Genomic DNA, 13,557 nt, shown 5'->3' with positions numbered 1-13,557 from the left:
GGCGAATCAGAACGCAGATAAGATCTCGGCGCGACGACGTCAGTCGATGGGGAGGGGGCGGATCGTGAGCGGATCCCCGAAATACAGTGTCGTGACCTACAACCCGCGGGCGATCGAGCGGGCGGCGCAGGCGCGCGCCCGCCGAGAGCAGGCGCGCCGGGATCAGGAACGGCGCCGGCAGGAACGCGAGCGGGAGCGCGTCGAGCAGCTGACCGCCGCGGCGCGGCAGGCGGCGCACGCCGCGCTCACGCCGTGCCGGGAGCTGGCCGGCGAGCTGCGGGCGAACGTGGGCGCCGGTCTCGAGAGCAACCTGCGCGTCCTGGAAGAGCGCATCAGAACCCTGACGGGACGCATCGGCACCGCCGCGCTGGCCGAGCAGAACGACATCGTCCAGAAGGCCGGGCAGGTGCGGCGTGAGCTGTCCGATCTGCGGGTGCAAATGGCGGTCGCCGAAGGCGTCGCGAAGCGGACCGAAGTGGTCGGCACGCTGCGTGCCGCCCTGAACGCCGCCGACCTGAACCACGACGCCGACGCCGCCACGCAGATCAGCCGCGCGCGCGAAGAACTCGACCGGCTCCAGGGCACGGTCGCCGGGGCCGACGGCTTCGCCTTCGACGTCCGGCGCGGCACGGCCGAGGCCGCGGTGAACCGCGCGCTGCTCGCCGCCGCCGACGCGGCCGAGCGCGAACGGACCGAACAGCGCGAACGCGTCGAGGCGAAAGCCCGCCTGGACGCCATGACCGAACGCGTCGAGACCGCGGTGTCCGACGCCGTCGGCTTCGCCGCCGACGACATCGGCGAACCGCTGCACGCGGCACTCGCCGCGGTCCGCGCGGCACTGCTCGGCGGCCCGGCGTCGCGGGCCGCGGCGCTGCTGGACGACCTCGAGCGCCGGACCGCCGAGACCGAGGCGCGGCTGGACGAGCTGGCGGTGGCCGCCGAGCAGCGGCTGGCGCTGGCCGACGTCCTCAAAGGCGCGATGGCCGGCCAGGGCCTGCTGTACCTCGGCGGCCAGGACCACGGCAGCAGCCTGACGATGAACTTCCAGCGCTCGAACGGCGCGGTGTACTGGACCCACATCGAGGACAGCGGACCCGGGGGCGGTGGCGCCGTCCTGACCTACCGCATCGCCGGCGAGCCCGACGTCGCGGAGGAGTCCGAGATCACCGTGACCGCCGACCGGGTCTGCGACGCCACCGCCGCCCTGCTGGACCGGGTGCACGGGAACCTGAGCGAGGACTACCGGGCCGGTCAGCTGTTCTGGTCGGGGCAGCCCAAGCAGCCGGGCCCTGATTCGGTCGAGCAGGAACTGCCGGTCTCCGACGAGGTCGTCGAGAGCCAGGAGGTGGGGAAGCCCGCGAAGAAGCCGGGGAAGACGCAGGCCAGTCCTCCCCAGCAGGCGAAGCAGCGCGGGCGGGGGGCGTAGCCGGTGACCGAACAGAGTACTGACATACGGCCCGGTTCGGCCGGCGCCGTCGCGGCCAGGGCCATCGGAGAACTGCCGGTGTGGGCGGTCGTGCTGGGCTGGGAGCTGCGCCGCGGCCGCCAGGTGATCCTGCACGGCGAGGTCAACGACCGGTACTGGCTGTGGGGACGGCCCGCCAGCTTCCAGGACGTGGTGTCCGAATACCTGGAGATCACCGGCGCCGAGGTCGTCGTCTGGTGGGATCCGCTCGACGGGATGACCTTCCCGCGCCCCGGGCACCACGAGCGGTTCGCGGAGCTGTTGCTCAACCTCGGCCGGGCCGACGTGGGCGCGATCGGCGAGCCGCACATCGAGGACGAGAACCACCAGAGCCAGAATCCACAAAACCCCTACCAACAGGACCCTGATACCGAAGAGCCCGCGCGCCCCGTCTCGCGCCGAGAGGCCTCGGAGCGCGCGGGCCGGCGAGTCCTGGCCCCGCGCGGCTCGCGGGCCGCGTTGCCCACCGACATCAACGAAGCGCTCGACCTCGCACGGCGCGTCGTGGCCAGCCCGCTGGCGGCCACCGCGTTCGTCTTCCAGGACCTCGACGTCGCGTTGCCGACCGGCGATCCGACCAGCGCGGAGGGCTATCTGCGGTTGCGTGCCGCGATGGACGGCGCCGTCCAGCCCCTTCAGGCGGCCGGCAAGGAACCGTTCCGGCGCAACGCCGTGCTCGCCGTGACCGGGAACCTGGCCCGGCTGCCGGTCTGGCTGAACACCGAGGACCCCCGCGTCGTCCCGCTCCGCGTCAATCGGCCGGACCAGGAAGAGCGGCGGTGGTGGCTGGACCAGCTGCGGCCCGGGCTGCACGGCGTCGATGCCGGTACCGACCTCGAACCGCTGGTCAGCGCCACCGACGGTCTGACCGGCTGGGAACTCGACGCGCTGGTGCGCACCTCCATGCTGCGCGGCATCCCGGCCGACCATCCGGCCAAGCTCTTGAACGAGCTGCGTTTCAACGTCCGGACCAACCCCTGGGAGAAGCTGAACCGCGAGGTCATCGCCAACAGTGCGACGGCGCTCGGCGCTCAGGTCATCGGCCAGCAGGCGGCGGTCACGGCCGTCGCGCACACACTGAACACCGCGTTCACGGGTATTGAGTTCGGCACCTCCGGTATGGCCCGGCCGCGCGGCGTGTTCTTCTTCGTCGGGCCGACCGGCGTCGGCAAGACCGAGCTGGCCAAGGCCGTCACCCGGCTGCTGTTCCGCGACGAGGCGGCGTTCGCGCGCTTCGACATGAGCGAGTACCGCGAGGAGCACGCGGCGGAGCGGCTGGCCGGTGCGCCGCCCGGATACGTCGGCTACGAGCAGGGCGGCGAGCTGACCCGGCGGGTTCAGGAACGGCCCTTCAGCGTCCTGCTCTTCGACGAGATCGAGAAGGCGCATCCGGTCGTCCTGGACAAGTTCCTGCAGATCGTCGAAGACGGCCGGCTCACCGACGGCCGCGGCCAGACCGCCTACTTCTCCCAGACGCTGGTCATCTTCACCTCCAACACCGGCGCCGACGCGATGTGGAACCTGGTCCAGGGGGCGGCCGACGACCTGCCGTTCGAGCGGATCCAGGAGCACTTCATGCGCGAGGTGGAGGCCGCGTTCCAGGCCATGCACCGGCCGGAGATCTTCGGCCGGCTCAAGCCCGGCGTCGTGGTCTTCGACCTGCTGCGCTCGGAGTTCGTCACCGGCATCGCCAACCGGCTGCTGGACCAGCTGGCCGAGTCGGCGCTGGAGGACGGCAAGATCGTGCTCGACCTGGACCGGCCGGGGCTGTCCGCGTGGATTCTGGCCCGGATGCAGCTGCCGGAGAACGCCCGGTACGGCGGCCGGCAGATCCGCAACGAGCTGGAAGGTCTGCGCGTCGCGCTCGCGGGGTACGTCGTCGAGACGAACCCGGCGGAGGGGAGCCGGCTGCGGGTGAGCGTGAACGCGGACGGCGGGTTCGAGATCGGCGCCGTGCCCGCGATCGGCGGCGCGGACACCCTCGGCGGCGCGGACCCGCTCGGCACCCCGATCACCCCGACCGCCCCGATCACCCCGACCACCACGAACGTTACCGCGGGCTGGAACGCGGACTGGAACCCTGACGGGAGCGGCGTATGACGGTGTTCGGCATCGACCTCGGCCGCAGCCGGGCGTGCATAGCCTGGCTCCCGGCCGGAGCCGGCGCGCCGGGCTCGGCGGCGATCCCGCCGGCGGTCCGCTTCGCCGGTCCGGACGAGGTCCTGGTCGGCGAACCCGCGCTGGCCGCGCCGCCGGGTACGTCAGGACCCTTCATCGCCTCGGTCTACGACCTGCTGGCCCGGTCCGCCGACGTCCTCGACGCCGACGTGCAGGCCTTCGAGCGCACGCATTCGCCGGAGTGGGTCGCGGCCCGGGTGCTGTCCGAGCTCGCCGACCGGGCCCGGGCCGCGACCGGCGGCACGGTGCGCGACGTGGTCCTGGCCACGCCGGTCGACCTCGGCGTGGCGCCGATCGCCGCGCAGCGCCGGGCCGCCGACGAGGCCGGCCTGGCGGTCCGGGGCACGGTGCTCGCGCCGATCGCCGTCTGCATGCACTACGAGGCGATCGGCGAAGGCCTGGCGCAGAACCTCGTGGTCTGCATCGTGGACGCGGCCGGACCGCAGATCTGCGCGTTGCGGGTGCGCGAGTACCTGGTGGACGTCGTGCGCGTGCCGCACATCGCCGACACCAGCACCGAGGGCTGGATCGACGCGGTCCGTACGGCCGGGGCGACGGTCGGCGGGGCAGTCCTGGACGACCTGGACGCCGTCCTGCTCGCCGGAGCCGATGCGACACCCGACCTCGCCGCGCAGCTGCACGAGGCGCTGGGGATCCCGGTCCGCTGCGACGAGCCCGGGGCGGCGGTCGCGGCCGGTGCGGCGCGGTCCGCGGACTTCGGATTCCTGCGGGTCAACACCTCCGGGACGCCTTCGTCGAATCCTGCACCAAGGCCGTTGCCGTTCGTCACCACTCCTGAGCGCGAAGACCCTGAACCCGCCCGCCAGCAGCCGGTCTCCACCCCAGAAGAGCAGATCAGGCCCCGAACTCAGCCTCCCTATACGCCGCCGACCCCACCTTCACCGCCACCGCAGACCCCCTCCGGACCATTCACCGCACCACCCACCGCACCACCCACCGGCCACGTCCCTCCGACCCGCCCCGCGCCCTCCGCCGGCCCCGACGCCTCCTACCCGCAGCCGGTCGCCGCACTGACCGCCGAGCGCCGCGAAGAGCACGCCCTGCTCACCTGGATCTGGCCGCCGGACTGCGTCATCTCCGTCGTCCGCTGGCAGATCGGCCGCGGCGGCGACGCCCGGCGCGGCGAGACCGAGTGCACGCGCCGCGTCTACGAGCACGAAGGCGGCTTCCAGCTGCGGATCGGGGCGAGCGAGAGCCTGTTCACCGTCGAGGCCCTGGTCCCCGGCTCCAGCCCCGAGCCCGCCCCGCCCTCCTCGGTCGGGCTGGCCGCGCTGCCGCCGGCGATCCGCTACGTCCCGGCGGTCCAGGGCCGCGGCAGCCGCCGCACCGGGCAGGTGACGCTGACCAGCGACACCGACTGCACGTTCCCGGCGATCGACGTCGTGCTCGCCCGGGGCCACTACCTTCCGCGCGGCGCGCACGAAGGCGAGGTCGTGCACCGCATAGCCGGCGCGCACCTGTCGCCGAGGATGCCGCTGACCGTCCAGTTCCCGCTGGCGGGGCACCGCGGGCCGTTCTGGCTCGTGTGCTTCACCGCCGACCCGGCGGAGGCGTCGGTGGAGTTGCTGCCCGAATCGCTGCACCGGCTGAAGGTGGGATGACCATGAGGATGTCACTGCCCGACAAGCTGTCCGGCGCGCTGCCGTCCAAGAAGCTGATCTGTCCCTACTGCTACGAACAGTTCCCGATCCGGGACATCCTCTTCCGCTGCAACACCCGCACCGGCCGCACCGGCCAGCGCTGCGTCGCCAAGACCGACGGCATCCTGGAGGAGCGCACCGGCAACGGCCGCGAGATCGGCCCGGTGTTCGCCGCCGACGGCCGCCAGACCACCGCGTCCTGCCCCGACTGCACCAGCGAGACCCGCTACCGCGTCTGCCCGGTCTGCCACAGCCAGCTCCCGACCCAGTTCGGCCTGGTCGACAACCTGCTGATCGCGATGGTCGGTTCCAAGGAGTCCGGCAAGACCGTCTACATGACGGTGCTGCTGCACGAGGTGATGAACCGCGTCGGCGCCCGGCTCGACGCCTCGCTCATGGCAGGGGACGAACACACCCTGAGCCGGTTCCGCCGCAACTACGAGGACAACCTCTACGAGGACCACCGGCTGCCGACCGGCACCGTGTCGGCGAGCACCAACGACAACCGCGTGGACCCGCTGGTGTTCCGGCTCAGCGTCAGCGGGCAGGGTCCGCTGCGCCGGGGCCCCGTGCACACGCTGCTGTCCTTCTTCGACGCCGCCGGCGAAGACCTCACCTCGCAGGACAGCGTCGACCTCAACACCCGCTACCTGGCCAACGCCGACGGCGTCCTGCTGCTCGTCGATCCGCTCCAGATGCCCGGCGCCCGGCTCGAGGCCGCGCCCGGCACCCGGATGCCCAGCGCGCAGTACGACACCTCGGTCGGCGTCCTGACCCGCATCACCGACATGCTCCTGTCCCAGCCCGGAGCGGCCAGGAAGGGCCGGATCGACGTCCCGGTCGCGGTCGTGTTCCCCAAGATGGACGTCTTCCGGCACCGCCTGCGGCGCGGTAGCCCGCTGACCGTCGAGCCGCCGGCCGGGGAGAAGTTCGACGTCGCCGACAGCCTCGACGTCCACACCGAGATGACGAGCCTGCTGCGGGACTGGGACGGGGTCCAGATCGACCAGCTGATGCGCAACACCTACCGGCGCTACCGCTACTTCGGCGTGTCCGCGCTCGGCGCCAACCCGACGCAGAACGCCGAAGTGGCCGCGACCGGCATCCAGCCCTACCGCGTGGCGGACCCGTTCATCTGGCTGCTGAGCGAGTTCGGCGCCGTCGGCCGCGAGGGAAGCGGGTGACGTGGCCCTCGAACAGCTCTACTACACCTCCTGCGAACAGGGGCTGACCGGTTTCGCGGGCTACCAGTTCAACGCGGTGAGCCCCGGGGCCTCGGCCGAGACCCAACGCGAGGTGCTGTCGCAGATCGCTTACAAACCGCCGCGCTCGCAGATGTTCCCGGCCGAGGCCGACGAGCTCGCGCGATGCCCGGTGAACCTGTGCTTCCGGCCCGGCACGCCCACGCTCCTGGCCAACGTCGAGTACGTCGGCCAGGACTTCTCCAAGCGCTTCGGCAACTACTTCGCGCACGCCTTCGCCGCCGACTCGATCGACGACCTCACCGAAGCCCTCGGGCCGCTGCTGCCGATCGAGCTGTGGCGCGCGCCGGTGTGGGCCGCGGGCCAGGCCGACGGCACCGTGCTGCCGCGCTTCTCCGGGCAGCTGCCGCGCGGCCGGGTGAGTCCGGCCTCGGCCCGTGATTTCCTGGCCGGCCATCTGCTCGGCGACCGCTTGGACGCGGCGCTGTCGGCGCTGGTGTCGGCGGCCGCGGCGGCGGTGGAAGGCCGGGCCCGGCCGGTGCTGCTCGTCGAGTCGGACTCCGACCGCGCGGCGCAGTGGATCGCGGCCGTGTCGTACCTGCTGCCGCCGCGCGCCGGGGCGTCGCTGGCGTTCGCGACCTACCGCGCGGACCCGACGGCCAGCCGCCTCCATCTGATCGGCACGGTCCCCGAGACGGTCGCCGAGCTGCCGCTGGACGTCATCGACTCGTTCGTGGTCTTCGACATGACCGCCGGGAGCGTCGCGGAGGTCGCGGTCCATCCGCTGGCGGAGCTGGCGGTCCGGGTAGGGGTGTCGAAGGCGCGGGCGCTGTGGCAGACCGCCGGCACCCTCGCCGCCCCCGACAGCTTCAGCCTGGACGCCTGGTTCGGCCCGGTCGCGGCGGCGGCGGCGCTGGGCCGGGTCCAGCTCACCGTCGCCGAGGCCGACCGCGCGGTGGCGTGGGCGACCGACGCCGCGCTGGCCCCGGCGGCGCTGGCCGAGCTGGCCATGGTCCTGCACGACCAGCCCGCGCGCCGCGACCACCACCTCCCGGCGCTGGTGGAGCTGGCCCGGCGCGGCGGCGACCAGGCGCTGTGCGACGAGATCCGGTTCGAGCAGATCGACACCGAGCTGGCCCGGGTCCGCGCCGCCGACACCGCCGACACCGACGACACCGACGACTCCGCCGCGATCCGCATCGAGTCGCCGACGATCCGGCGGCGCGCGGCGGCCCGGCTGCGCGAACTGCTCGACGCCTGCCCGCCGGTCGAAGCGCTGCGGCTGCTGCACTGGGCCCGGCGGGCCGGTCTGGAGCCGGAGCTGGACCAGGTGTTCCTGTTCGGGTTCGGCAAACGCGCCCTGGTGTCCGCGGCGGCCGGCGGAAAGCAGGCCGCCGCCCCGGGATCCCTGCACACCGCACTCCGGGAGTGGCCGGCGATCCGCCGGGGCTTCGTCGCGGAGCTGGCGACCCTGGTCGGCAAACAGCCGGAGGAAGCGGACCAGCTTCTCGACGGTCCGACAGGGGAGTTCCTGGCGGGCGCGGACTTCGACGACGACCTGAAGGAGTACCGGGAGCTCCGGGAGTCGGTGCTGATCGCCCGAGCCCGGCGGCAGGCCGCGTTCCGGGTGGAGGTGCTGCTGCGGATCCTGAAGCGGCGCGGGCAGGAGCTGCCGGATCCGGCGCTGCTCAAGCGGCTGTGGCAGACCTGGCAGTGGTCCAAGAAGGACATGTGCGCCATCGCCGCGAAGGTGCCGGTGAGCCGGCTGGACGACGACGAGGTCGCCATCTGGTTCCTGGACACGCTCAAGACCGCCTCCGAGGACGTCGACCTGGAGTGGTACCTGCAGATCAGCCGTGACCTGCTGGCCTCTCCGGCGGGAGGGCGCCTGACCAAGTCGCGCGCCCCGCTCGACGAGGCGCACCAGTTCGTCAACGTCTGTCGCGCGGTCAAGAACTTCGAGCAGCTGGGGCAGGTCGTCCAGGGCGTCTCGTCGAACAGCCGGGTGATCGCGCTGATCGCGCGGCGCTACCTGTTGTGGCATCTCATACGCAGCGAATGGGAGCCCGTGCAGGTTCGCAAGGTGCTGGAACGGATCCCGCCGAACATCGTGCACGACTACCTCGCACGCCTCAGGACCGGTCGCGGCGATCGGAACACGGCGGATCTCAAGCGCATCGCGGGGGTCTACCTCCGCTTCGCGAACATGTATGAGGACGGCGCCCGCGCCGCGATGCTCGCGCCGCTCGTGGACATCGTCAGGGGTCTAAGGAAGGCCGAATGGGACGAGCTGCGGCACCTCGTGGAGACCGGCGATCCGCTGCTGGCCGAGGAGTTCCACGGTTTCGAGACCAAGTACCGGAAGCAGCGGTTCGGCGGCGGCTTCCGCCGAGGGGGGTGACGGAAAGTGGAGGAACTGTTCTTCTTCGCCGTGATTGTGGCGGGCATCGCGCTGTACTGCCTCGCCCTGATCTTCTTCGCGGTCGTCGTCGGGCCGTTCGTCGTCCTCGGCACGGCGGCGGTGTTCGTCGGCGCGGCCGTCGTCGGGTATGTCCGGATCCTGATCCGGACGATGTCCAACCCGGACCCGGCGCAGCGCGACCCGCGGGGGTTCCCGCCGGAGCGGGAACCGGAGCAGGCCTACCGGCAGTACTTCTTCGGACCGGCGATGTTCGATCTGCGGCGGATCCTCAGACGGGGACAGGCCGACGGCATCACGCTCTTCCAGGACAGCGGCGCGGCGATCACGGGGCGCTTCATCACCAGCCCGGGGTTCTCGCCGCTGATCGCCCGGCCGGTCGGCCTGGCGCTGTGGGTCGGGCTGGTCGTCGGCGGGTTCGGTGCCGCGGTCCTGCTGGCCGTGGTCGCGCTCCTGCACGTGCTCACGATCGGTATCGCGCAGCTGGTCAGCCGGGCCGCGATCGGCGTGCTCCGCGGTGCCGACACCGCGGCGTCGGCGGCCAAGGGGATCAGGGGCATGACGTGCCCGCACTGCTACCGGAAGATCGACTACCCCTCGTACAGCTGCGAGGCCCCCGACTGTTCACGCCGTCACCGGGACGTGCGTCCCGGCCGCTACGGCGTGCTGCGCCGGCGCTGCGCGTGCGGCGCCCGGCTGCCGACGCTGCTGCTCCTCGGGAGCCACCAGCTGCCGGCGTTCTGTCCCGAACCGGAGTGTGGGAGGGCCATGAGTGAGGAGACCGGCCGCCGCCGCGAGCAGATCGTGCCGCTGTTCGGCGCGCGGGCCGCGGGCAAGACCCAGCTGATGGCGGCCATCATGATGCGGCTGATGCGCGAGGCCGAGCGCGACCGGATCCCGGCCCGGCTCGCCGACGACGAGACCAGCCGCGCCTACCGCGTGCTCACGGAGATCCTGCAGGAGGCCGGGCACGTCACCGGCACCGGGCCGGAACTGCCGCGGGCCCGGTCCATCTACCTCGGCAGCGGCCGCTCCGAGCGCCTCATCCACCTCTTCGACGCGGCCGGCGAGCGGTTCACCACCGTGGACCGGACCGACGAGCTGGAGTACTTCCGCGCGGCGCGCTCGCTGCTGTTCGTGCTGGACCCGCTGTCGGTGCCGGCGTTCCGAGAGACGCTGCGGCCCCAGGCCCGCGACACGCTGGACTGGTCGCTGGCCTCGAAGGAGCCGCCGGGCCTGGTGTTCGACCAGGCCGTGCAGACCCTGATCCAGATGGGTGCGCCGGCCAAGCGGACCCGGCTGGCCGTGGCGGTGAGCAAGTTCGACCTCTTCGACGGGCTCGGCACGGCCCCGCCCCGGACCTCGGACTCGGCGGCGTGCGAGCGCTGGCTGACCGAGGAACTGGGCCTGGGCAACCTGGTCCGGTCGATGCGGCACGAGTTCGGCGAGGTCCGGTTCTCCTTCACGGCCGCTGTCCTCACCGCCGATGGCGAGGTCGATCCCACGATCGCCAACCTCAGCTCGTGGCTGTTGGGTGGCGAGCGGCTGCCCCGGCAACTCAGGAAGCTGACGACGGCGCGGCCGCGGGCCGAACCCAGCGCGCCGTGAGGACGCGGCGCGGGTTCCGTCCGGTGCGGCGCATGCGAGGTCGGCCGGCCCGCTACTCCGGACTCAGGACCACACCCTCGCGAGAAACCGCGTCCTCGAAGGACTGCCGGAACCCCGGGACCGGCGGCACCCCGACGAACGTCACGGAGTCCGCCTCGACGTGGAACTCGATCCCGGCGGAGGTGTCGGGATCGGGCAGCACGTGCCGACCGCTGAGCAGGCGCACCCGCTGGTTGTCCGAGCCGCGCCACGCCAGGTCGGCATGCCGGTCCCGCACGTACGGCCCGTCGACGAGGATGTCGAGCCGGTCCAGCAGCGCCTGCTGGCCGGTGTCGCCGTGCCGGGTCAGGTGCTCGAGCGTGAATCCGCTGTAGGCCATCACCGACCAGTCGCGCCCGGCTCGGATCACGTCCACCACCTCGGCCAGCGCCGCGGCCTGCGCCATCGGCTCACCCCCGGAGAAGGTGACGCCGGTGACCTCCGCCGGCAGGGCACTGATCTGCTCGGCCAGCACCCCGACCGTGGTCCGGATCCCGCCGTCGAAGTCCAGGTCCTCGATCGCGATGCACCCCGGACACCGCAACGGGCAGCCCCGGACCCACACCACCGCGCGGACCCCGGGCCCGAGCGTGCGGACCGGACTGGCGAAGCGGCTGATGGACAGTTCGGTTCCGCTCACGGCAGACCTCCGGGGTTCCACGGCGACTCGATGCACTGGCTTCGTGTGTGGGACTTCTGACGGAGAGCCGCGTCACCGACCCCGGTACACCAACGCCGTCCAGTCATCCCCGGCCGCACCACCCGCCGCCTCGAACCGCGACGCCAGCAACGGCGGCAGCGCGCCGAGATCAGGCGCGCGCAGCTGTTCGCGGACCGCACGAACCGCCGCCGCCGGCGCGCGACCGACGTCGGCCAGCTCCGTGTGCAGCAGGAAATAGGCCACCGCGCCGAAGTCCTCCGGCACCGGCCGCCGCCACCCGACGACCCCGGTGAACCCTGCTGCGAGCAGGATGTCCGCCAACGGCTGGAAGTGATCCGGCGGCAGGACCGTCACCCCGCCGTGTTCCACCTCGACGTCGGTCAGGTCCAGTTCGGTGGAGTCGGCCAGCTCCAACGCGCCGGACTCCGTCACCCCGCACGCCAGGTGCAGCACCGAGGCCTCCAGCCGGGCCCGCACCTCCTTCGCCGTCCCCGCGCCGTCCGCGGCCTCGATGAGGCCGCCGAGCCCGACGGAGTGCGGATAGAAGCTGCGCCGCAGCAGCATCGTCTCCACTGCGGCCGGCATCCGGTCGCCGCGCGGGTTCGCGACGAAGACGGGCTCCTGCGCGACCGGACGGACCTTGCGCCGCGACAGGGTTCTGAGTTGTGACAGCGACGCGACGTAGGAGACCGTCACGTCGTCTTCGGACGCCGACGGCTTGGACTCCCGCAGGGAGCCGCCGTCGACGACCACCAGCGTCCGAGCCTCGCAAGGCTCGGCGGCGGGCTCGAACCGGTTCTCGACAGCGTTCCAGCGCAGCGAATCCGTCGGCTCCGGCAGCTCCACCGCCTCCGCGCCGACGGACTGAAGCAGAGTCGTGAGACCGCCGAGCCGGGAGCCGAGCGCTTTCAGCGCGCCGTCGGGGGACAGCTGCGCCAACTGGACCAGCGTCGGGATGGCGTCCGGATCCTCGTCGGGCACGGTCTGCGCGGCGGTCAGGAGGCTCGCGACGGCCGCCTGCGCATCGCCGTTGACCGCCGCGTCGGCGCCACCGGAGCCGTCGCCCCAACCGTCGTCGTCCCCGTCCCGGCGCGACCGCAGGTGCAGCGCGACCGCCAGCAGGAAGTGGTCGGTCCCGGACGGCGCCTCCACGCTGTGCACGACCCCGGCCGCCGAGGCGACGAACTCGTCGACCCACGCCGGGGGCTCGGCGGCCCGGAGCAGGTCGGCGGCGACCGCGAACACGGCGTCGCCGGCGCTCGCGGCGCCTATCAGGGTGCGCAGATCGGCCCGTATCGCTTCGGCGTCCACCGAGAATCGTGCGCGCTCGGGCCGCTCCCGCTGTTCCGGCTGCTCGGACGCCCCCGACTCAGGCCGCTCAGACTCAGGCCGCTCAGACTCAGGCCGCTCCGGCTGAGGCCGTTTCGGCTCCGGCGGCTGTGGCTCAGGCTGCTTTGCCTGAGGCTGCGCCGGCTTGGGCTGCGCGGACTCAGGCCGCTTCGGCTCATCCCCACCCGCGTCAGATCCCGCCTCCCGGAACATGGCGCTGGGAATGTCCGTGGTGTCGACGTACTGCGTCCACTCGGTGTCGAGGACCGAAGCGTTCGTGATGTGGCTACCCATCCCGAACCCGTCCGTTTCGAGCTCCCGGACGAGCTCCTGTATCTCGGCCATGGAGCCCATCATCGCTTGAACCTGCGTGCTCAGGTTCGGCGAGCCGAACGCCGTGAAGATCCGGTGCATCGTCTCGGCCATGCGCAGCATCTTCGCGGCCATCTGCGTCATCTGCGGGGCCGTGGAGTTGTTCGTCACCTCCCGCAGGATCTCGATCGCGCGCTCCATGTCCGCGATCGTGCCGGGGGGCATACCGCGGCTCATCACCGCCATCATCGCGTCTTGCGTCTGCATGATCTGCATGGAGCGCCGCAGGTAGGCCTCGCCGAGGGTGACGCGCGCGAAGTCGGCCGAGGCGGGTGGCAGGACGCCGGGCCCGGCCGCCAGCGCCTCCTCGATCAGCGGGATGCCCGCGTCGCGGTCGGCGGTCGGGCCGTTGTGGACGGAGTGCCGTATGCAGCGGAAGACCCCGACCATCGAGACGGCCTGGACGCGGAGCACGTCCCCGGGTTCGAGGTACCCCAGCGCCTCGTCCATGGCGGTGATCGTCCGGTCCAGATGGGGGAGCCCGACCCCGGAGCCGATCCCGGTGCGCCAGTACCGCATCCAGTGCGCCTGCCCCAGCCGCAGCAGCGTCTGGGCTCGGGCACTGCCCGTCAGCCCCGCCAGTTCCGTCTCGAGGCGGGTGATCTCGTTGTCCAACGCAGTCT

8 protein-coding genes are annotated in these 13,557 nt (G+C 72.3%); 6 read left to right on the top strand and 2 right to left on the bottom strand.

Annotated elements, in window-relative coordinates:
* The first annotated feature begins 64 nt into the window (after positions 1–64).
* From ABH920_RS08440 to ABH920_RS08415, 6 genes are read left to right on the top strand one after another with little or no spacing between them, the layout of a single operon-like run.
* Positions 65–1,426: a hypothetical protein gene (locus ABH920_RS08440; RefSeq protein ID WP_370348311.1), complete on the top strand. Its 1,362-nt coding sequence runs from the start codon at positions 65–67 to the stop codon at positions 1,424–1,426.
* Between the two features lie 3 nt (positions 1,427–1,429).
* The gene (locus tag ABH920_RS08435) at positions 1,430–3,565 is read left to right on the top strand and encodes an AAA family ATPase (RefSeq protein WP_370348310.1); all 2,136 of its coding nucleotides are present in this window, start codon (positions 1,430–1,432) and stop codon (positions 3,563–3,565) included.
* Positions 3,562–5,265: a hypothetical protein gene (locus tag ABH920_RS08430; RefSeq protein ID WP_370348309.1), complete on the top strand. Its 1,704-nt coding sequence runs from the start codon at positions 3,562–3,564 to the stop codon at positions 5,263–5,265. The genes ABH920_RS08435 and ABH920_RS08430 overlap by 4 nt, the downstream gene beginning before the upstream one ends.
* 2 nt (positions 5,266–5,267) lie before the next feature.
* Positions 5,268–6,488, top strand: coding sequence for a hypothetical protein (locus ABH920_RS08425; RefSeq protein WP_370348308.1), 1,221 nt, complete (start codon positions 5,268–5,270; stop codon positions 6,486–6,488).
* A gap of 1 nt (position 6,489) precedes the next feature.
* On the top strand, positions 6,490–8,907 hold the full coding sequence (locus tag ABH920_RS08420) for a GTPase-associated protein 1-related protein (protein WP_370348307.1): 2,418 nt from the start codon (positions 6,490–6,492) through the stop codon (positions 8,905–8,907).
* Between the two features lie 6 nt (positions 8,908–8,913).
* On the top strand, positions 8,914–10,533 hold the full coding sequence (locus ABH920_RS08415) for a hypothetical protein (protein ID WP_370348306.1): 1,620 nt from the start codon (positions 8,914–8,916) through the stop codon (positions 10,531–10,533).
* A gap of 52 nt (positions 10,534–10,585) precedes the next feature.
* Here ABH920_RS08415 and ABH920_RS08410 read toward each other — a convergent pair whose 3' ends face one another.
* Together ABH920_RS08410 and ABH920_RS08405 are read right to left on the bottom strand one after the other, a co-directional pair.
* Positions 10,586–11,212 carry a 4Fe-4S single cluster domain-containing protein gene (locus ABH920_RS08410; RefSeq protein ID WP_370348305.1) on the bottom strand — a complete coding sequence of 209 codons (627 nt, stop codon included), beginning with the start codon at positions 11,210–11,212 and terminating at the stop codon, positions 10,586–10,588.
* 72 nt (positions 11,213–11,284) lie between these two features.
* Positions 11,285–13,549, bottom strand: coding sequence for a hypothetical protein (locus ABH920_RS08405; RefSeq protein WP_370348304.1), 2,265 nt, complete (start codon positions 13,547–13,549; stop codon positions 11,285–11,287).
* Between the last annotated feature and the right edge of the window lie 8 nt (positions 13,550–13,557).

Source organism: Catenulispora sp. EB89 (genome assembly GCF_041261445.1).
Lineage (GTDB): Bacteria > Actinomycetota > Actinomycetes > Streptomycetales > Catenulisporaceae > Catenulispora.
This window is presented reverse-complemented; position numbering and strand designations above follow the sequence as displayed.